Source organism: Pseudomonas putida (genome assembly GCF_004357765.1).
Lineage (GTDB): Bacteria > Pseudomonadota > Gammaproteobacteria > Pseudomonadales > Pseudomonadaceae > Aquipseudomonas > Aquipseudomonas putida_U.
The window spans coordinates 99,216-115,242 of record NZ_SMTE01000005.1 but is presented as its reverse complement, the minus strand read 5'-3'; the positions used below and the strand labels follow the sequence as shown (position 1 = coordinate 115,242).

Genomic DNA, 16,027 nt, shown 5'->3' with positions numbered 1-16,027 from the left:
GACGAACACGATTGACCCTGACAATCCGCCGGCCCGATAGTCGGTATCGTCTCGCAAGGCGCAAGCCGACAGGGCGCGCACCAGACGCCCTGCCGGCTTGGAAGAGGCGGAGGGCGATCAGGCGCTGGTCAGAGCGACCGTCGGTTGGCTGCGGCCATGGTGGCGGGCAAGGTCGTGGTATAGCGCTTGGCTGATTTCCGCAGCGCGCGATGGCAGCACCGACAGCAGGGTATCGCTCAGGCCATGACTGCTCTCACAGAAGCCTTGCAGGTACACCGAGGCGTGCAGGTCTTCGCTGGCCAACACCCGATAGTTGCGATCGACGCTGAAGTCCTCGAGGTAGCCGGCCAGGGGTGCCAGCAGGTCCCGGTGCGAGCGACGCTCGTAGCCGGTAGCGAGGATGACGGCATCGTAGCGGTGGGTCTGCTGTTGGCCGGTGGCCAGGTCGCGCAAGGTCAGTTCGATGCCATCGCGGGTTGCGACCACCGCTTCGACCTGGCGGCGGCACAGCACATTGTGGCGGAACTGGTGGGCGACCTTCTGGCGGTAGAGGATGCCGTAGATGCGCTCGATCAGGTCGAGATCGACCACCGAATAGTTGGTGTTGTGGTACTCGCCGAGCAGCTTGCTGCGCTGGTCGGCCGGTTCGTTGTAGACCAGGTCGGTGTAGTCGGGCGAGAAGATCTCATTGACGAACGGGCTGTCGTCAGCCGGTTTCAGGGCCGAGCCGCGTAGCACCATGTCGACCTTTACCGAAGGGTAGCTGTCGTTCAAGTCGATGAACGCTTCGGCCGCGCTCTGGCCGGAGCCGATGACTGCGATACGCATGGGTTTGCCCTCGGTGCAGGGCAGTTTGCTGAGGCTGCTGAGGTACTGGGAGTGGTGGAATACCCGGGGATCGTCCTTGAATGCCCCGAATTTCTCGGGAATCTTTGGCGTGCCACCGCTGCCTACCACCACCGAGCGGGTGCGTCGACTGTATTCACGTCCCTGCTGGTCACGCGATACCAGGCGCAGGTGCTCGACCCGTCCGCCCTGGAGCTCCGGCTCGATGCGCAACACTTCCTCACCGTAAACCGCCTGGGTCGCGAAGTGTTCGGCGGCCCAGCGCAGGTAGTCGTTGTACTCGAGGCGGCACGGATAGAAGGTGCCCAGGTTGATGAAGTCGGCCAGGCGTTGCTTCTGATGCAGGTAGTTGACGAAGCTGTAAGGGCTGGTGGGGTTGCGCAACGAAACCAGGTCCTTGAGGAAGGAGATCTGAAGCTCGCTCTGGGTGGCCAGGGTCTCGCCGTGCCAGCGGTAATCCTTCTGCTTGTCGATGAACAGGGCGTCGAGGGCATGACCCTGGCTCTGGGCAAGCTCTTCCAGGGCGATGGCCAGCGCCAGGTTGGAAGGGCCGAAGCCCACGCCGATCAGGTCTTTGATTGTTTCCGGGTTTGAAGACTGGCTCATGGCTGCGATTCCATAAAAGTCGAATGTGGACGCCCGCCGGGGAGGCGCCGGCTCCTGCGCAAGTACATTTGTTCAAACGAGCCAGGTAGTGGGGAATTTACCGGGGGGTGTTGCAGCGAGGTCGCGGCCGAGGCTAAAGAGTTGCGTCGCGTGGCCGATAAGCAGGACAGCTCAAGAACCACCATGGACGCGTTTCAGGCAGGAATCAAAATGGTAGGAATCAGTTCGGTCACGATCAGCACGGCAGCCAGCCAGGCACAGGTCACCAGCACCGATGTGGCGGCCAGTGAGGGCACCGAAGACAGCGCGGGCTCTGTTCAGGCTGGCACCTCCGGCAGCCAGGCGGCCAGTCAGGCGCAAGGGGCGGGCGGCGCGGCGGGCAGTGGTGCCAGCAGCAGCGACAGCAGCGCCTCCTCGGCCATCAACGAGCTGAAGGAAATGATCAAGGAGTTGCAGAAACAGCTGGCCGAGCAGCAGAAGGAATTGGCTGCGTTGCAAGCCAAACACATGGACGAGTCGGCAAAAGCGGCGGCAGTGAGTGCCAAGCAGGCCAGCATCGCCACCCTCAGCGGTCAGATCCAGGCCGCGACGGCGCAGTTGCTGGAATTGCTGACCGCCGAAGGCGGCAGCGCCACCGGTAGCATCGTCAGTACCCAGGCCTGAGGGCCGTGCCAGGCCCCCAGGTCGTCGGGGAGCGGTGCGCTTACTCCGAAGCCAGGCGGGCCTTGTTCTGGCGGTCCGATTTGTATTGCATCGCCACGGCCGGGGCCGGCTTGGCCGAGCCGGTTTCCAGCCACTGGCGCATGCGGCTGGCGTCGGCGAAGTGAGTGTACTTGCCGTAGGCGTCGAGGATCACCATGGCCACCGGGCGGTTGTCCATCCTGGTCAGTAGCACCAGGCAGTGGCCGGCTTCGTTGGTGAAGCCGGTCTTGGTCAACTTGATGTCCCAGTTGCTCTTGTTGACCAGGTGGTCGGTGTTACGAAAACCCAAGGTGTAGTTGGGCTTGCGGAATGCCACGGTCTTTTCCCGGGTGGTGGACAAGGTGCTCAGCATCGGATACTTGCGCGAGGCCAGCAGCAGCTTGGCAAGGTCGCGGGCGGTGGAAACGTTCTGCGTCGACAGGCCGGTCGGTTCGACATAGCGCGTGTGGCTCATGCCCAAGGCGCGGGCTTTGGCGTTCATGGCCTTGATGAAAGCCGGGTAACCGCCGGGGTAGTGGTTGGCCAGTGTGTTGGCGGCGCGGTTCTCCGACGACATCAGGGTGATCAGCAAGGTCTCGTGGCGATCGAGCTGGCTGCCCAGCCGCACCCGCGAATACACCCCCTTCATCTCGGGGTTGCCGGCGATGGTCATGGTGAGCATTTCGTCCATGGGCTGCTTGGCGTCCAGCACCACCATCGCCGTCATCAACTTGGTGACCGAGGCGATGGGTACCACGCGGTCGGCGTGGCTCGAATACAGTTCCTGGTTGGTGTTCAGGTCGATCAGCAGGGCGCTGCCGGAGGCCAGGTGCAACTTGGACGGGTCATTTTTCACCTGGGATGGGGGTTGTGCAGCAGCGGTCGACGGTAGGGTCGCAGTACCTGTGAGCAACAGCAGCAGGCTGAGGATGGACAGGGATGTTTTCACGTTGAGGCTCACTAAAAGTTGGTATGTCGTTGGCTGTGCAAGGGTTTTCCCCCTCGAAACCCGTGCATTCTGGAGTATGGCTCAACCTCTGTCGAATGCCTTATGACTAAAGGGCGCAAGGTGAAGGATATTTAATCCTGTACCAATTCTGTACCAATTAGCTGCTGCTCCAGCTTCGCCAATTCGGACCAATCGTTGGCCGAAGTAAGCCACTTTGCATAGGTGGAAAGGAGCACTTGCACTGAGTGCCCAAGCTGCCCTGCGATGAAGGCAGGATTCATCCCTGACATGAGGCACATCGTGGCATAAGTGTGTCGGCAGTTGTACTGGGGCCGGTGTCTTACAGCCAACGCCTTGACCGCATGCCCGAAGTGGTTCGCCGGGGTTTCTGGCACGGTCATGTGCGGAGAGGCGCCGGATGGCTGGAAAATGTAAGGCGAGGTGGTGGATACCCGCCGCTTCTGCCGAGACCGGTAATGCGCGATCTCCTTCGCTCTTTCCAGGGCGCCCAACGCCCGGCTGTTTAGCATTACGGTGCGGGTGTACTTGGTCTTCGTGCGCTCGATGACCTGTTTTTCAACCACGATCCGGCAGATGTGCGCCGTCTTCTTCTCCGAGTCGATCTCGTCCCAGCGCAGCGCCATGATTTCTCCGGTGCGCATGCCGGTGTAGAAGGCGAACTCGTAGAAGGCTGCATAGACCTGGTGACACCTGGTCAGGTTGGCATACAGCCACTCGATGATCGAATCCGCCTCTTCCACAGTGAACGGGTCTACCTGCTTCCTGCTCTTCTGGGGCAACTTGATAGGATCCGCCGGGTTTTTATCGACTACCCCATCAAACACAGCCTGCTTGAAAAGCCGCTTCGCAATGGCAATTGCTGCGCGCTTTACGGTAGAGCTCTTCCACTCGGTCGCCGTGACCACCTTCCTCAAGTCCATGGTTGATATGCCCTTGATGGGGCGTACCGCCAGGTTGGGCATCCAGTAGTTATTCAACAACCCCTTGTAATTTACCCGCGTGTCATTCACCACTTCCAGGCTATCCAGCCAGCTTTGCGCGTATTCGCCGAACAGCAGTTCGTTGGTCCTGGTGATGTAGCCCGAGCCTGGGAAAAGCTCGGCGTACCGTTGCTCATCCAGTACGCCGTGCTTGGCCAGGCTGACTACCTGAGCGCGTAGATCGGCTGCCGCTTTGATCCCCTTGGCGGTCTGGGGATGCGCGAGTGTTTCGGATCGACGCTCACCGTTGACAGTAAAACGGATGCGGATTGATTTGCCGATGAACTCGACTCCAGTGGGTAGCCCCAGCTTCCTTCCAGCCACGCTTCGTATCTCCTGATGCTGTAAAAGATCCTGCCGTCGATTTTCTTCCAGACCCCCTCGGGGATCACGCCACGGCTTCGCTTTCCTTCCAGTGCGCGCTTGGTGGTGCCGATCAGCTCAGCCATCCGATCCTCGGGCACCTTGTCTTGCACCCAGGGAATAGGCGCCTGTTCTTCGTCTTTCATGGGTTGTCTCCACGCCGCCGGTGGCGGCAGGTTGGTGGTCAGGCTGCTTTCCGTGAATGCGCAGCGTCACGGCGGCGGCAGATTTGAACTTGTAGGCGATAGGCTCTGAAGCGTCGGCCGTCGCCGGGCGCAACCTCCGGAGCCAGGTTTGCCAAGTCCTCTTCCAGCATGCCGAAGTAGTAGAGGTGCTCCCCGTCACCCACCCATTCAGGCTGGGCAGTTGCCCAGTCACGGGCTTGAACGCAGGGTAAGCAGGTTTTGAAACTCTCCATCGAACCTTCCCAGCAGCCAGCCACCAGTTGGTATCGCTGCCCAGGCTCGATATGCCCACGGCATTCGCAGCAGGCGTGGCGCTTCCTGGCCACGGGTTCGGTCATGGTCTGAAAATCAGACATGGTTGCTCCTCGCCCGCGCATGTCGGCGGGCTTGAGTAGTAGGGGGAGGGGTTAGGCTCGCGCTTCGAACAGTTCGATCTGCGCTGCTGGGGTGTCGCGAATGGTGATGGCCTGAGAAATGCGCTGCTGCGCGGTACCGAAGTGCGCTTCGTCCTGCTCGATGCCGATGAAACGTCGGCCCAACTGGATGCAGGCAACACCGGTCGTACCGCTGCCCATGGTGTTGTCGAGCACCACCTGGTCGGGATTGGTGTAGGTGGCGATCAAGAACCTCATCCAGCTGACCGGCTTTTGGGTCGGGTGAAAGTTGGCCGTCTGCTTGTCGCTCGAGAAGAACTGCACCGAGCGCGGGTATCGGTCCGTGGAGTCGTACTCGGTGAGCGATAGAGCCTTGCCATAGCACTCCGAGTTGACCGTCTTCCGCTTTGCCGTGCGCCGCTCGTGCCCGGTGGTCATCTGGGGGTTGTATACCGGCTGGCGCCGGTAGAAGACCTGGGCGCTTTCATGCGCACGCAGTGGCTGCTTCTTGGCGTTTAAGAAGCCGGTGGCGTTGCCTTTCTCCCAGATCCACTCGTAGCGGTAGTCCCGCGGGTTGCTGGCGACCACCAGAGAACTGAACGGCTGGGCCGCGCAGAGGACGATTGCCGCTTCGGGCTTGGCGATTCTCAAGTACTGCTCCCAGAGGGGAGCGAAGGGGATCACCACATCCCAGGCGCATTGCGTAGTGCCGTAGGGCAGGTCAGCCAGCACCAGGTCGACGCTGGCATCAGGGATCGACTTCATCACCTCCAGGCACTCGCCGCGGTATAGGCTGACTTCTCTCATCGCGGCCCCCTGTAGATCAGGTAGGCCATGTAGGCGAGGGCGATCATGGCTGCACCTCAATGGCGACGTCGTCGTGGATGGATTCGATGTCGCGGAGATCGTCGTCATCAATCTGCGATTCACGGAGGTCATTGCTTTCGAGCAGCTCTTGAACTTCGTGCTCGGGCACGTCGTACATGACCCTTTTGAAATTCACGATGGCGCGACCGGTCAAGATTATTGTTTTGCCCACGGCAGTTCCTTGGCCGCCATATCGCGGCAGTGAGTTGTACAAAATATTGAATGTGTAGAGGTTATTTGCCCGGCGGTCCGATTGTGCTCGCAGTTCGGCCTTTACCGGTTGTGCACTGGTACCGCTTCGCTATGGTGGTCTTTGGCCCTAAACAAAAAGACATCAGTCCTCGGAGGCGGCATGCGAGTTCGCGGAGATGTGTATTGGCAGTGGGCGGACCCCACACTTCATCACCGAGAGCATGACGAAACTCTTGAGGACGGCACGTTTATCGACGTGCAGGTGCGGCTGTCTCGCACGGGCAACACGCAGATGTTCATCGGCGTCTATGCTGCGGCTGGCGCTGCGATCTTCGAGGAAGCTTTCGACTCCCGGCCAGGCGAATCGATGACCAGGGCATTGGCCTGGGGAGTGGGGCGCGCACGCCGGGTCGCCGAAGATGGCGGGCGCATGGCGGCGGTTCAGTCGGGCCGTTCAAAGACCGGGTAAGGCCCTCTGTACAGGGCTGGGTTGTATCGCGAATCAGGCTGGGTAACGAACCTCTTCCCAGCTTGATTCCCCGTCAGCCGGTGCGCCAGGAAGGCCACCGGTTCAGATTTAGATTCCTCGGCCATCCCGTTCAAATGATCGCGTATGCGATCCGCTGCTGCGCTGCCCTTGGGCAGCTCAGAGAGAATCAGCTCAACCAGTTCAAGCGGCAGAGTGACCATCGATATATCGGTGCTCATCGTTCCTCCCATGATTTCTTATCCGCCATACCAAGCCTAGCGCACCTCACCCGCGGCTGAGATATGCCGTTTTCGGCTGAACACCTATCGCGGGAATGAATAGAGGGAAATGCGCACACTCCGATAGCCAAACGGTTGAGGCCAACTGCCCAGTGGTCATGTGCGCAAAAGGTTTGTGTGAGTTACTAGAGAGAACAGAGAAGGATAAGAAGATGAGAACTAGAGGCAGCAAATATTGGATGTGGGCGGACACGGCGCTTCACAGCCGAAGTCATGAGGAGATCTGCAGCGATGGAACCGCAATCGACGTACAAGTCAGGCTTTCGCGCACTGGCTCTACGCAATTGTTCATCGGTGTGTACGCACCTTCGGGTCGGGCAAAGCTCGAGGATGCTTACGACTCCCGTCCAGGTGAGTCGATGAGTACTGCGTTGGCTTGGGGGATCGATAGAGCCCACAGCGTCGTAGCTAACGGTGCTCCCGTTGCAGAGCTTCTCGCCATTTCTCGGTAGCAGCCCTAGCGCTGCGGGGAGAGTACGGATGTACTCCTGTCAGGGTTGAAGAACCTTCAGCTCGGTTTTGCCGTCGCAAAGATCACAGGGTCGATCAGTCGGTTGTTCAATCTTGCAGGGCTGGCACGTCCAAGTCGGCGCGCTCGGCTCTGCACTGGCGGATAGGGCGTCAGCGATTCGGCGGAGTTCGTAGGCTGCATCCTTCAGCCTGGTGTCTGCGGTGTCGACAGCCATGTCCACTCGGGCCCGGGTCATTTTCTTGTCTTCGTCCTGCAGGTCTTGCAGGGCGAATAGCGGCGCGCTGATGAGGTGCGCAGCCATGCGGATAAGGTCGCCAGACTTTTCACGCAGCAGCGCATCCCGCTCGGCCAACTGGGCGCGCTGATTCGAAATCCGCAGGCTCTGCCGTTGGATGTTCGAGTCAGAATGCTTGATGACCTCGCGCAGTTGCTCGTTCTCCGCCCTAAGCCGTTCAACTTCGGCTGCATCGATCATCGGTCCCAGGCCAATTACCGGCTGGCCAACCTCTGCCGCATCCCGCTCTGCCTCTTCTTTGGTCCACCAGATGGCAGTACCAACCATCCAGGCTATTGGCTCGGGGTGGGGCTGCGGAGCTGGCCGTGCAAGCACTTCGTGAATTTCCCACTTGGCAGCGCTGTCGTTCGGCAGGTGCGCCAGGGTGAGGTCTATCAAGTCACGCGACAAGCTGACCATCTCTGTGTTGCTGGATCGGTTTTCTGTGGGCATGGGGATACCTCGCGGTTATAGTTCGCCGCATATCGAATGGAGGTGGTTGTGAGTCAGCGAGAATTGGGCGTTGTAGTTGCTGAGTTTCGGTCGGCGTTGAAACAACTGGTCGAAGAGGGTCACTGGTTCGGAGTCAGCATTTCCAAGAATTTCCCGCACGCCTCATGCGATGATTCATCGTTGATGTTGGCCGCGTACCTATCTGAACAAGGTTATCCTGGCGCGCTGAGGGTTCACGGGCGAAATGGCGGGAGAAAGGGCGAGCTTGGTTCGCACGTATGGCTCGACTTGAACGGAACGATCATAGACATCACTGGAAGCCAGTTCGACGACTACGACCAACCAGAAATCGTAATCGCTCAAAACGATCCCTTTCTCGCAACCTTCAAGCCTGATCGAGAGCGTAGAGTTGCGGATTTTCGGGAGACAGAGTTTCTGCCCAAGTACTATTTCTATGAGGCTTACGACGCTATCTGCGAACGCATCAGCAGCCTGAAAGGCTAGTCCCCGCAGAAGCAGTCAATGTCTTCGGCCAGGTAGTCGAAATCGAAATCCGTCTGCCTGGCTCGCTGGTCTGCTGACCAGGCCAGAGACCGGTAATTGGGTCGGTCCTGCCGGAACACCTGGCCGAACCGCTCCTCGGTTCCAGACCACCAGATCACCCGCGACGGATCTTCCTGGATGGTCCTGATCAGCTTGGCCTCATTCTTCTTCCAGCAAAGGTCGCAATTGCCGTAGTCCGAATCCATGCCCAGATCGAAAGGTTGTTCGGCCCAGAAGGCAGCCACGTCCTCCTTGATGACGCCGGCGACATAGGAAGGGCAGACGCTGTCCCATCGGGCATTGCCGCGCTCGTTGGCGGTCATCATTCGGCTGTAGCGGCGGGGCTCGTCGTAGCGGATGCCGACGACGCAGTCCCACTCGTCGTAGCCCAGGGCGCGCATGTGCTTCTCGCCAATCTTCACCTTCAGGTAAGCGGTGCACATGTTGTTGCTGAAATTCGGCAGCACGGCCGGCAGGTTCTTTTCTGCTTTCCGGTAGGCCTCGTAGTACTCCAGCATCATCGTGAACGGCTCGCCGTTGCGGCTGGCCGTCTCGAAGTCGACGATTTTGTACCAGGGCGCGTCGTCCGGCTGGCCGTACACCCGGCACCATTCCATCCAGACGATGTTGACGCCCCAGTGCTTGGCCATGGCGTCGATGAACACCAGTGTTTCCTCGCGCTCCTTGCCGGTGTTCTGGAAGAAGGCGTGCACATCTGCCGGGAGCTTACCGCCGTGGGCCTCAAGGATTTTCCAGAGCATGTGCCCGCTGGTGCGGCCACCACTGACGCCGATCTGCGCCGGCCCAGTGATCTGGTAGGGGTTCATTGGCAATCTCCATTGCAGGCGCCGCCCTCGCCGGGGCGGCGGAGTAGAATGTTGTGGCTATTTGCCATTAATGCGCGTATTGATGCTGCTCACCCCAAGCCGGGGTTCCAGAGAAAAGATCCCGTGAGTACCGAGCCGACCAATCAAGAAGTCGCTGCAGTCGTGGGCATTGATGAGTATCAAGTTGATAAATACAGAACCGAGACCCTGCAGCTTGGCGATGGCTCTTGGCTCGTATCCTTTTCCTACCTTATGCCTCGAGAGCTTCGTCACAGCTTCACAGGCAGCTTCACGGTCGTGATCGCGAAAAAAGCCTATCCCCAGGATGCGCGCAGAAATCGATAGCTGTACTGGGAGCAGCGTAACCTTCGCCGGGGAGGCGTTATCGTTGAATAGGGGAAGGCGCTGGCGGGCAGCGCGGGAGAATCAGGCGGCGTACCGAGTACGCAATGCTGCGGCGATACGAGGGTCCGACTGTGTCTCGGCGTAGGCGATTGCAATCCGGTGCTTGTGCTCTCGCCACGCTTGGTGAGCTTCGGAGGCGCTGGTGTGATAGCCGAGAAACTCGTGGCGACCGGTGAAAGGGTTTCTGCACTGAGCCACGAACCTTTGCCGCGCCTTGTGCCAGGAAACACCGATTGGCAGGTCACCACGTATCGCCTGGCTATCGACCATGAATCTGTTCAGGTCCGGCGGGATAAATGCGCAAGTATCCGGTGAATAGACCTTGTTGCCTGGCACAAGCAGATCTTTGTCCAAGTGCTTGCCTTCATGATCTTGCCTGGACATCCAAGCCCTGAATGACGAGAAGGCGAGCCAATCGCTGGATGCCGAGCAGTCTTGATAGGTTGGGTTCCTGAGCTGAAACTTCTCGCTGTAGCAACGCTCTAGCATTCCGGTCCATGCTTTGTAGAACGGGCAGGTCCATACGGATCTGCGGCGTCCGTTAACCGTTTCGGTAAGGCAGACCTGATAGTCGGCGTCGTTTGCTCCGACACCATAAACCAGCTTCAGGGCTTTGCTCATTGCGCTCTCCTGAAATGTGTGGGCAGCTCCATGCCTCCGAGGGCCGGATGCGGCATGGTGGCAATTTGGTTTGGGATGGGGTATTACGGGTGACCGGCATGGGGCCGAGCCGAGGGCGCCGAGATGGCTTTCGATAAACGAACTCGTAAATTCATTTCCGGAATTGACCTGGCGAAGCACGTTGCCGAAGAAGATGGCATTGAGCTAACGGCAGATGAGGCAGCTACAGCAGCGCTTCGCAAAGCACTTGGGTCAAAGAAAGGTAAGCCCAAAAAGAAACGCAGGGGATGGTCGATTATCCTGCCAGGGAGCTTTGAGAGCTCCTCTAGATGATCGACTTTTACATTCTCTGCGTGTACTCGATCACGTAGATCCCGCTGTCGTCTGGATCGTCGCCAGCCCTCAGAAGCGGCTCGCGCATCTGGCGGCTGATCCTGAATTGATCGAGTCGTCGCGCCACAAAATCCGACACGACTATTTCGTGGCGCGGCGCGCTGAGGAAGTGGCGGGCCGCTTCAGGCCCTAATTCATGGATGCGGTGAATCAGCAGGGTCATGGCCTCGCCGTTTTCCTCTACTTCGGCCCATTGCATGATCTCGGCCAGTGCCTGGCGGGTGCCGGCGCGCGCTTTCAGGCGCAGGTCTTCTTCACCGTGTTTGGATGCCTTGGCCCTGCGCTTCTCGTCACGCTGCTGCTGCGTCAGAGCCATCATCGCCCCCATTGCGCACAAAGGTAGTTCCCGGCCCGATATCGAGCAGGTCGCACACCCGATTGATGATCTTGAGCGCAGCGTCGAACACCTTGGCGTCGTCCGGCTCGCGGGCCAGGCGCTTCATGTTTGGTTGGTGCTCGAGGCAGACCTTGTCGACCAGACGGCGAGCCAGCCTGCGCAGGTGATCGGCGCTGTCGTGCATGCGGAGGCTCAGCGCAAAGGCCAGCGCCACATCATCAGGCCGGTACTTGCCGCCGCTGCGAGTGTTGTACAGCTTCTTGACTGGCCGATTCAGCCAGGCCGGCAGGGCTACCACTCCAGAAGGTGCTTTCTGCATGTCTGTGCTCCGTGAGACCGCTTGGCGGTAGGTGGAACTGGTCTTGCCGTCGGCGCTGGCGGACTAGGGTGTTGATCCGCCTCATGCCGCCCGCGCCGCGTCGATCTGCTCGGTGAGTTCGAACAGCTGCTGGGTCAGGTTCTCGATGGTTGCGGCGCCGCGCACCCGTTCGGCGCGGCCCCACTGGCAGCTGCGGTTGAACAGCAGCTGCAGATGACGCTCCAGTTCCTTTCGGCGCTGGAGCATGTCGAGGATGGCTGCAAGTGGCATGGCTTATTTTTCCAGAGCTTTCCGCAGGTATGGATCGATGTCGGCCTGGCCAAGCAGCCAGCGCTTGTAGTCGCGCGGGATGTCTTCGATCTTCGAGCCGGCATGCTTGCCGAATCGGATGATCTCCGGGATGCGAGCGTCTTCGGAGATTTCCCAGAGCTCTTCCCAGCTGGCCACCGGTCGCCCCAGCTGCGCCTTCAGGGTGCTGAATATGGCGGCCAGGAGGCGACGGCAGTTCTTCACATCATCAAGCGCGGCGTGGGCGTTTCTCAGCAGCTCGGGGGCTTCCGACCGGTAGTGGAGATAGATCATCGCCGACTGGGTGTGCGAGTCAGCGTCCGGCCAAAGCATCGAGCTCAGGGCCTTGGTGCAGATGCGCTTGATATCCGGCTTGCCGATCACCCCCCAGTCGTAATCGACGTTGTGACCGATCAGGTAGGTGGCGTCTTCTGGCAGCTTGAAGGAATCATGCGGCGGGCAGTCGACCAGCTCTTCGTCCAGGATGTGGCTGGTTGCCAGGGCGCCAAGTTCGATGGGCTTGGATGGCTTGTAGCGCTGCAAGAACTCGCCGGTTACGGCCAGGCCGGCACCGAGCTGCAGCCAGGCGGCCTCAACTAACTCGGGGTTGTTCAGGCCGGTGGTTTCAGAGTCGAAAATGTAGGCGGTCATATGAGGTCCATCGCGGAAGAGGAAGGGGTGGCAGCAGCGGGATGGACTGCTGCTCATGAGCAATCAGAACGGGATTTCGTCTGAGAAGTCAGGCGGTGCGCCGTAGTCGTAGTTGTCTTGCTGGGCGTATCCGCTGGATACCTGGGCTGACTTCGGTCGACGGTCATGCACTGGCTTCTTCATCAACTGCTGGACCATCTTTTCCAGCTTCGCTGGGGTAGTGCAACGCGGGTCGAGGATCTCGGATGCCGTCTTTTCCGATTCGGCGCTGAATGGCGCGTAAATGATCGGTCGCGGCATACCGGTCTGGCTGCTCTTCTCGATCTCCATCTGGATGAGCAGGCCGATTGGCTTCTTAAGGAGCTCGGGGAAGCCAGGGGCGGTTACCTGCTCACGCTGCCTGGTGTCGCTGTTCCACTTCTCGAACTGGGTTTGCTGTGGTGCGCCGACGGTGCGCAACTGCAGGCAGGCCATGATGGCGTTCATCATGGCGTAGCCGCCCTCATTCCTGGTGCCGTGCTGGTATGTCAGGTTGAGGTAGAAGGTGGCTTCGGCCCCGTCGCGGCTCTTGAAGGTGAAGCCGATACCGGTAGAGCCTGTGTCCTGTTTCTCCATGTATTCGGCTCGCAGGAACTCGCCAATAAACTTGCCCGCCTCGTCGATGAAGGCTGACTTGTTGTCCGCGGAGCGCGCGGCGTTTGCGTCCAGATTGAACATTCAGAAGGCTCCTATGCGGCCTGGTTGGTATTGGTGAGGTCGTAGTACTCGCAGATCGCGGCATCGACCAGGGCAAGGTCGTTGTCGATCATCGCTTCGTTGAACATGCCCATTGGGGCCTTGGTAGTGTCAGAACCGTTGTTGCGAGTACTGAACAGATGCTGGCCGTCACTGACCACTGCGCGAAGGACGATGGTGACCATGCCCTCCAGCGTGATCTTCTCGTCCAGCATCTTGCCGATGGTCTTCATCTTGATCTGGCCAGCGTCCGTCTCCTCGGTGTGGCTGAGGATGTACACGCGAACATCGTCGGGCAGGCTGAGCAGTGCTTCGAAAATGTTCCAGGTGTGCCGGCCGATCTCGGTGAACTTGTCGAACCCTTTCTCCTCGCTCCGGCGCATGAACTCGTTGGCCAGGATGTACTGGAAGTCGTCGATCACGATCACCTTGCGCCTGGTCTGACGGCAGGCGCCGATCACCTTGACCCAGTTATCGGTCACGTACGACTTCCAGGCTTTTGAACCAGGGAAGGGAAGCGGCTTCTTGATGACCTGGACCAGGGCCACGTCATCAGGCTTGAAGTTGCGCAACGAAGCGCTCTTGCCAGCCCCGGACTTGCCGAGGATCAGGGTTACGGTTGCCATGCGGCACCTCAGTTCGGTTGGTTGTCCCACTGCCGCTCAATGCGAGCGGCCTCGTCTTCATACTCTTTGCGCTCTTCGCCCTGGTACCGCTCAGGCGAGAACGATCCGACCGTCATCCAGTCGAGCTGGGCGGCCAGGCGGGGCGTTGTGTTCATGGGCGCCTCAGGAAGTGATGCAGCCTGCGTAAGCGCTGGCGAGCACCCACGCAGTGCAGAGGAATAGGGTGATGAATCTGCCGCGCCACATGGCGAAGCGTCGGGCTCGCTGGTAGCTGGTCATGGCCGCACGCGGACGGCGATGCGCCGGCCCTTCATAGTTACGGCAAGACTGCGCTTTAGGCTGGCCACTGGCGTTTCCCGTGGCAGGCCGACAGCCTCGTTGAACGGGATGCCGAAGCTGATCACCGCAAACGTGCGCTCGATCTGCTCCAGTTGCTCGTCGATCAAGGACTTCACAGGTGCTGTGCTCATGCCACCCTCCCGTGCATCTCCATCCACTGTTCGTGGTCGCGGGCAATAATGCGATTCAGGCGCTCTGTATAGGTGCGCTGCTCGACAAGACCAATGGCGCCAGTGAGGCCGGCCAGGTCAATGGCCATGACCAGCTCGCCTCGAAGCGTGTCGCTGAAGTTCTCGCAGATGGCCGTAAAGCGAGAGTCGATGATATCGATCACCGCCTGGCGGGTGCTCCTGTTCATGCTGTCCTCCGAGCGGCGCCTGAGCCGCACATGGCTTCCATCTTGTCGAGTGCCGCGGCAATCACCCGGCGGCTGGTAGCTTTTCGGTGTTCTTCTTGCTGGCGGATGATCGCAAGCCAGGCTTGGTTGTTCGCAGCCGCCTGCTCGGGGGTTATGTCTGCGGCCCAGTGGACGTCGTGATCACCGGAGATTCGGCGATCAAGCTCGCGGCCCTGTGCGCTGTCTGCGTAAAGCTCATGCTCGTGAGCCATGATCGCCTCCAGGTGGTGGGTTACTCGGTGGGTGGTGCTGGAAGTGGCATCCAGTGGGTAGGCGGGTTTTCATCGGTGAATCCGCCATCCCACGACATCCAGAAGGGTTCGATGTCTTCGTATTCAGGGCAGCGGCAAACACCGCCGCAGTCGCCTACGTGCTTCAGGAGCTCGTCGCCTACGGTGTAATGCCCCAGCGTTACTCGATCCGGGATCGGCACGCCGTCGAATGTCTGGCCAATGGATGCAAGCAGCACCTCAGTGCCGTCGCGCGGCGCCGATGCAATCGGCTGCCAGCCACTCATGCAGCCTCCGGCCAATGGCGATTGATGCTCTCTTTGGCATAGGGGGAGAGTCGCTCGAAGCTGTTTACCCCGCCACATCCGGGCATGGTTCCTTCCAGCTCGACGCAGGCCTTGATGTCACAGCGCCGCGAGCAGACCCAGCCGCCGTAATGGCAGCGGTGAACCTCGCCGCGCGGCTCAGGGTGATAGGCCATGCCGCCTTTCCAAGAAGGCGAGCCGCGCAACTTGAGGCCGCAGCCCCGGCACACGGCTTGGGTATCGGTGCAATTGTGCATTTTGGCGATCCTCGACAACCGCATTGGCCAGGCGCCAGGCGAAGGTGACCAAACCCACCGTGAAAGGTGGCCTGGCGCCTGCCGATGCGGTCGAATTTGAAGGGAAGGGGGCGGGGTGTATCGGGGTGTGAACTGGCAGGAGCCAATCTCTGCATCGACCGGTGTTCGTTCCTCCCGATCTCGCTGGATAGAAGCTGTGCTGCTTGGCGGCAGGATTCAGTTCACACTCCGATCTACCCTGCGACCGGAAGCAGGGCATCAGGCCGTGGCATCAGTATCTATCGGCTCTTCAGCGCATTAGCCTCCGCATTCATCAACACTGCAGAGCACACTGTGAACTGTTTTCCTCCGATTGATGGGGAATGGCGTTCGGCGGTGTTGGCTCAACTTGCAGGCTGATCCACCACCTACACTGTCCAAGCGAGTCACATTGAGGATACTGGTATGACTGAGGTTCTCGCTTTCTTGGGAAGGGCGTTGTGGAACCTGTTCTTGGAGGTCGTCTTTTGGTTCATTTTCTATTGGTTGGGCTGGCCAGTCGTGAAACTAGCCACATTCGGCCGAATGCCGAAGGGGAACTGGCGCAGAGAAACAACTGAAAGGAACTGGGTATCTTGTGTTGGCATCGCCGTGTTTGCCTTTGTGATCATGGGGCTTTGGGATCAGGTTTCCTTTTCACATGTTGATTTCCCGTCTGGCCCTGTCGCCAAGGCCAGCCAGTGA

General features: G+C 59.7%; 28 protein-coding genes. 6 read left to right on the top strand and 22 right to left on the bottom strand.

All coding sequences use genetic code 11. The features are described from left to right. Window positions 1–117: 117 nt before the first annotated feature. Window positions 118–1,452, bottom strand: a complete 1,335-nt coding sequence (locus tag E2H86_RS08995; RefSeq protein ID WP_133326842.1) for a lysine N(6)-hydroxylase/L-ornithine N(5)-oxygenase family protein — start codon at window positions 1,450–1,452, stop codon at window positions 118–120. A 210-nt stretch (window positions 1,453–1,662) separates the two neighbouring features. Between E2H86_RS08995 and E2H86_RS08990 the strand changes: the two genes are divergently transcribed. Further along, complete coding sequence (locus E2H86_RS08990; protein ID WP_133326840.1) at window positions 1,663–2,115, top strand: hypothetical protein; 453 nt, start codon at window positions 1,663–1,665, stop codon at window positions 2,113–2,115. A 40-nt stretch (window positions 2,116–2,155) separates the two neighbouring features. On the opposite strand, the gene pbpG is transcribed toward E2H86_RS08990, so the two are convergent. The 5 genes from pbpG to E2H86_RS25945 form a co-directional block, all read right to left on the bottom strand. Next, the gene (pbpG, locus tag E2H86_RS08985; protein WP_133326838.1) at window positions 2,156–3,082 is read right to left on the bottom strand and encodes a D-alanyl-D-alanine endopeptidase; all 927 of its coding nucleotides are present in this window, start codon (window positions 3,080–3,082) and stop codon (window positions 2,156–2,158) included. Between the two features lie 131 nt (window positions 3,083–3,213). After that, window positions 3,214–4,407 (bottom strand): tyrosine-type recombinase/integrase, encoded by a 1,194-nt coding sequence (locus E2H86_RS08980; RefSeq protein ID WP_133326836.1) that lies wholly within the window; start codon window positions 4,405–4,407, stop codon window positions 3,214–3,216. Window positions 4,408–4,630: 223 nt separating this feature from the next. Continuing rightward, a complete protein-coding gene (locus tag E2H86_RS08975; protein ID WP_133326834.1) occupies window positions 4,631–4,987 on the bottom strand; it encodes a hypothetical protein in 357 nt (118 codons plus the stop codon). Between the two features lie 51 nt (window positions 4,988–5,038). Beyond that, complete coding sequence (locus E2H86_RS08970) at window positions 5,039–5,812, bottom strand: DNA-methyltransferase (protein WP_133326832.1); 774 nt, start codon at window positions 5,810–5,812, stop codon at window positions 5,039–5,041. Between the two features lie 43 nt (window positions 5,813–5,855). Next, a complete protein-coding gene (locus E2H86_RS25945) occupies window positions 5,856–6,044 on the bottom strand; it encodes a hypothetical protein (RefSeq protein WP_165976049.1) in 189 nt (62 codons plus the stop codon). Window positions 6,045–6,224: 180 nt separating this feature from the next. Between E2H86_RS25945 and E2H86_RS08965 the strand changes: the two genes are divergently transcribed. After that, window positions 6,225–6,533 carry a hypothetical protein gene (locus E2H86_RS08965; RefSeq protein ID WP_133326830.1) on the top strand — a complete coding sequence of 103 codons (309 nt, stop codon included), beginning with the start codon at window positions 6,225–6,227 and terminating at the stop codon, window positions 6,531–6,533. Here the strand turns inward: E2H86_RS08965 and E2H86_RS08960 are convergent. Beyond that, entirely contained in the window at window positions 6,506–6,772 is a 267-nt protein-coding gene (locus E2H86_RS08960) for a hypothetical protein (protein ID WP_133326828.1), read from the bottom strand. The genes E2H86_RS08965 and E2H86_RS08960 overlap by 28 nt on opposite strands. Before the next feature lie 212 nt (window positions 6,773–6,984). Between E2H86_RS08960 and E2H86_RS26200 the strand changes: the two genes are divergently transcribed. Beyond that, window positions 6,985–7,284, top strand: coding sequence for a hypothetical protein (locus E2H86_RS26200; RefSeq protein ID WP_133326826.1), 300 nt, complete (start codon window positions 6,985–6,987; stop codon window positions 7,282–7,284). Window positions 7,285–7,323: 39 nt separating this feature from the next. On the opposite strand, the gene E2H86_RS08950 is transcribed toward E2H86_RS26200, so the two are convergent. Then, window positions 7,324–8,031, bottom strand: coding sequence for a hypothetical protein (locus tag E2H86_RS08950; protein ID WP_133326824.1), 708 nt, complete (start codon window positions 8,029–8,031; stop codon window positions 7,324–7,326). Between the two features lie 48 nt (window positions 8,032–8,079). Here E2H86_RS08950 and E2H86_RS08945 point away from each other — a divergent pair, with 48 nt between their 5' ends. Then, window positions 8,080–8,535: a hypothetical protein gene (locus E2H86_RS08945; RefSeq protein ID WP_133326822.1), complete on the top strand. Its 456-nt coding sequence runs from the start codon at window positions 8,080–8,082 to the stop codon at window positions 8,533–8,535. Here E2H86_RS08945 and E2H86_RS08940 read toward each other — a convergent pair. Next, entirely contained in the window at window positions 8,532–9,401 is an 870-nt protein-coding gene (locus E2H86_RS08940; protein ID WP_207955616.1) for a hypothetical protein, read from the bottom strand. The genes E2H86_RS08945 and E2H86_RS08940 overlap by 4 nt on opposite strands. Window positions 9,402–9,449: 48 nt before the next feature. Here E2H86_RS08940 and E2H86_RS08935 point away from each other — a divergent pair, with 48 nt between their 5' ends. Next, entirely contained in the window at window positions 9,450–9,746 is a 297-nt protein-coding gene (locus E2H86_RS08935; protein ID WP_243744034.1) for a hypothetical protein, read from the top strand. Between the two features lie 81 nt (window positions 9,747–9,827). On the opposite strand, the gene E2H86_RS08930 is transcribed toward E2H86_RS08935, so the two are convergent. The 13 genes from E2H86_RS08930 to E2H86_RS08875 form a co-directional block, all read right to left on the bottom strand. Next, complete coding sequence (locus E2H86_RS08930) at window positions 9,828–10,427, bottom strand: hypothetical protein (RefSeq protein WP_133326818.1); 600 nt, start codon at window positions 10,425–10,427, stop codon at window positions 9,828–9,830. Between the two features lie 340 nt (window positions 10,428–10,767). Then, entirely contained in the window at window positions 10,768–11,136 is a 369-nt protein-coding gene (locus E2H86_RS08925) for a hypothetical protein (RefSeq protein ID WP_133326816.1), read from the bottom strand. Next, window positions 11,111–11,476 carry a DUF7740 domain-containing protein gene (locus E2H86_RS08920; protein ID WP_133326814.1) on the bottom strand — a complete coding sequence of 122 codons (366 nt, stop codon included), beginning with the start codon at window positions 11,474–11,476 and terminating at the stop codon, window positions 11,111–11,113. The genes E2H86_RS08925 and E2H86_RS08920 overlap by 26 nt, the downstream gene beginning before the upstream one ends. An 81-nt stretch (window positions 11,477–11,557) precedes the next feature. Continuing rightward, window positions 11,558–11,746 carry a hypothetical protein gene (locus E2H86_RS08915; protein WP_133326812.1) on the bottom strand — a complete coding sequence of 63 codons (189 nt, stop codon included), beginning with the start codon at window positions 11,744–11,746 and terminating at the stop codon, window positions 11,558–11,560. Between the two features lie 3 nt (window positions 11,747–11,749). Beyond that, the gene (locus E2H86_RS08910; RefSeq protein ID WP_133326810.1) at window positions 11,750–12,415 is read right to left on the bottom strand and encodes a 3'-5' exonuclease; all 666 of its coding nucleotides are present in this window, start codon (window positions 12,413–12,415) and stop codon (window positions 11,750–11,752) included. A gap of 63 nt (window positions 12,416–12,478) precedes the next feature. Further along, entirely contained in the window at window positions 12,479–13,132 is a 654-nt protein-coding gene (locus E2H86_RS08905; RefSeq protein ID WP_133326808.1) for a hypothetical protein, read from the bottom strand. Between the two features lie 11 nt (window positions 13,133–13,143). Continuing rightward, the gene (locus E2H86_RS08900; protein ID WP_133326806.1) at window positions 13,144–13,776 is read right to left on the bottom strand and encodes an AAA family ATPase; all 633 of its coding nucleotides are present in this window, start codon (window positions 13,774–13,776) and stop codon (window positions 13,144–13,146) included. Window positions 13,777–13,784: 8 nt separating this feature from the next. Continuing rightward, on the bottom strand, window positions 13,785–13,931 hold the full coding sequence (locus tag E2H86_RS25940; RefSeq protein ID WP_165976044.1) for a hypothetical protein: 147 nt from the start codon (window positions 13,929–13,931) through the stop codon (window positions 13,785–13,787). Window positions 13,932–14,051: 120 nt separating this feature from the next. Continuing rightward, window positions 14,052–14,246 carry a hypothetical protein gene (locus E2H86_RS08895; protein ID WP_133326804.1) on the bottom strand — a complete coding sequence of 65 codons (195 nt, stop codon included), beginning with the start codon at window positions 14,244–14,246 and terminating at the stop codon, window positions 14,052–14,054. After that, complete coding sequence (locus tag E2H86_RS08890) at window positions 14,243–14,473, bottom strand: hypothetical protein (RefSeq protein WP_133326802.1); 231 nt, start codon at window positions 14,471–14,473, stop codon at window positions 14,243–14,245. Before E2H86_RS08890 ends, E2H86_RS08895 begins: the two co-directional genes overlap by 4 nt. Continuing rightward, complete coding sequence (locus E2H86_RS08885) at window positions 14,470–14,724, bottom strand: hypothetical protein (RefSeq protein ID WP_133326800.1); 255 nt, start codon at window positions 14,722–14,724, stop codon at window positions 14,470–14,472. The genes E2H86_RS08890 and E2H86_RS08885 overlap by 4 nt, the downstream gene beginning before the upstream one ends. Window positions 14,725–14,744: 20 nt before the next feature. Next, on the bottom strand, window positions 14,745–15,029 hold the full coding sequence (locus E2H86_RS08880; RefSeq protein WP_133326798.1) for a hypothetical protein: 285 nt from the start codon (window positions 15,027–15,029) through the stop codon (window positions 14,745–14,747). After that, entirely contained in the window at window positions 15,026–15,304 is a 279-nt protein-coding gene (locus E2H86_RS08875) for a hypothetical protein (protein WP_133326796.1), read from the bottom strand. Before E2H86_RS08875 ends, E2H86_RS08880 begins: the two co-directional genes overlap by 4 nt. Window positions 15,305–15,748: 444 nt before the next feature. Between E2H86_RS08875 and E2H86_RS08870 the strand changes: the two genes are divergently transcribed. Further along, complete coding sequence (locus tag E2H86_RS08870; RefSeq protein ID WP_133326794.1) at window positions 15,749–16,027, top strand: hypothetical protein; 279 nt, start codon at window positions 15,749–15,751, stop codon at window positions 16,025–16,027.

Excerpts from the sequence above, each read along its gene's own strand:
- E2H86_RS08995 (WP_133326842.1), bottom strand. The coding sequence starts at position 1,452 with ATGAGCCAGTCTTCAAACCCGGAAACAATCAAAGACCTGATCGGCGTG.
- E2H86_RS08990 (WP_133326840.1), top strand. The coding sequence starts at position 1,663 with ATGGTAGGAATCAGTTCGGTCACGATCAGCACGGCAGCCAGCCAGGCA.
- E2H86_RS08975 (WP_133326834.1), bottom strand. The coding sequence starts at position 4,987 with ATGTCTGATTTTCAGACCATGACCGAACCCGTGGCCAGGAAGCGCCAC.
- E2H86_RS08970 (WP_133326832.1), bottom strand. The coding sequence starts at position 5,812 with ATGAGAGAAGTCAGCCTATACCGCGGCGAGTGCCTGGAGGTGATGAAG.
- E2H86_RS08965 (WP_133326830.1), top strand. The coding sequence starts at position 6,225 with ATGCGAGTTCGCGGAGATGTGTATTGGCAGTGGGCGGACCCCACACTT.
- E2H86_RS08960 (WP_133326828.1), bottom strand. The coding sequence starts at position 6,772 with ATGAGCACCGATATATCGATGGTCACTCTGCCGCTTGAACTGGTTGAG.
- E2H86_RS26200 (WP_133326826.1), top strand. The coding sequence starts at position 6,985 with ATGAGAACTAGAGGCAGCAAATATTGGATGTGGGCGGACACGGCGCTT.
- E2H86_RS08950 (WP_133326824.1), bottom strand. The coding sequence starts at position 8,031 with ATGCCCACAGAAAACCGATCCAGCAACACAGAGATGGTCAGCTTGTCG.
- E2H86_RS08940 (WP_207955616.1), bottom strand. The coding sequence starts at position 9,401 with ATGAACCCCTACCAGATCACTGGGCCGGCGCAGATCGGCGTCAGTGGT.
- E2H86_RS08935 (WP_243744034.1), top strand. The coding sequence starts at position 9,450 with ATGTTGTGGCTATTTGCCATTAATGCGCGTATTGATGCTGCTCACCCC.
- E2H86_RS08930 (WP_133326818.1), bottom strand. The coding sequence starts at position 10,427 with ATGAGCAAAGCCCTGAAGCTGGTTTATGGTGTCGGAGCAAACGACGCC.
- E2H86_RS08925 (WP_133326816.1), bottom strand. The coding sequence starts at position 11,136 with ATGGCTCTGACGCAGCAGCAGCGTGACGAGAAGCGCAGGGCCAAGGCA.
- E2H86_RS08920 (WP_133326814.1), bottom strand. The coding sequence starts at position 11,476 with ATGCAGAAAGCACCTTCTGGAGTGGTAGCCCTGCCGGCCTGGCTGAAT.
- E2H86_RS08915 (WP_133326812.1), bottom strand. The coding sequence starts at position 11,746 with ATGCCACTTGCAGCCATCCTCGACATGCTCCAGCGCCGAAAGGAACTG.
- E2H86_RS08910 (WP_133326810.1), bottom strand. The coding sequence starts at position 12,415 with ATGACCGCCTACATTTTCGACTCTGAAACCACCGGCCTGAACAACCCC.
- E2H86_RS08905 (WP_133326808.1), bottom strand. The coding sequence starts at position 13,132 with ATGTTCAATCTGGACGCAAACGCCGCGCGCTCCGCGGACAACAAGTCA.
- E2H86_RS08900 (WP_133326806.1), bottom strand. The coding sequence starts at position 13,776 with ATGGCAACCGTAACCCTGATCCTCGGCAAGTCCGGGGCTGGCAAGAGC.
- E2H86_RS25940 (WP_165976044.1), bottom strand. The coding sequence starts at position 13,931 with ATGAACACAACGCCCCGCCTGGCCGCCCAGCTCGACTGGATGACGGTC.
- E2H86_RS08895 (WP_133326804.1), bottom strand. The coding sequence starts at position 14,246 with ATGAGCACAGCACCTGTGAAGTCCTTGATCGACGAGCAACTGGAGCAG.
- E2H86_RS08890 (WP_133326802.1), bottom strand. The coding sequence starts at position 14,473 with ATGAACAGGAGCACCCGCCAGGCGGTGATCGATATCATCGACTCTCGC.
- E2H86_RS08885 (WP_133326800.1), bottom strand. The coding sequence starts at position 14,724 with ATGGCTCACGAGCATGAGCTTTACGCAGACAGCGCACAGGGCCGCGAG.
- E2H86_RS08880 (WP_133326798.1), bottom strand. The coding sequence starts at position 15,029 with ATGAGTGGCTGGCAGCCGATTGCATCGGCGCCGCGCGACGGCACTGAG.
- E2H86_RS08875 (WP_133326796.1), bottom strand. The coding sequence starts at position 15,304 with ATGCACAATTGCACCGATACCCAAGCCGTGTGCCGGGGCTGCGGCCTC.
- E2H86_RS08870 (WP_133326794.1), top strand. The coding sequence starts at position 15,749 with ATGACTGAGGTTCTCGCTTTCTTGGGAAGGGCGTTGTGGAACCTGTTC.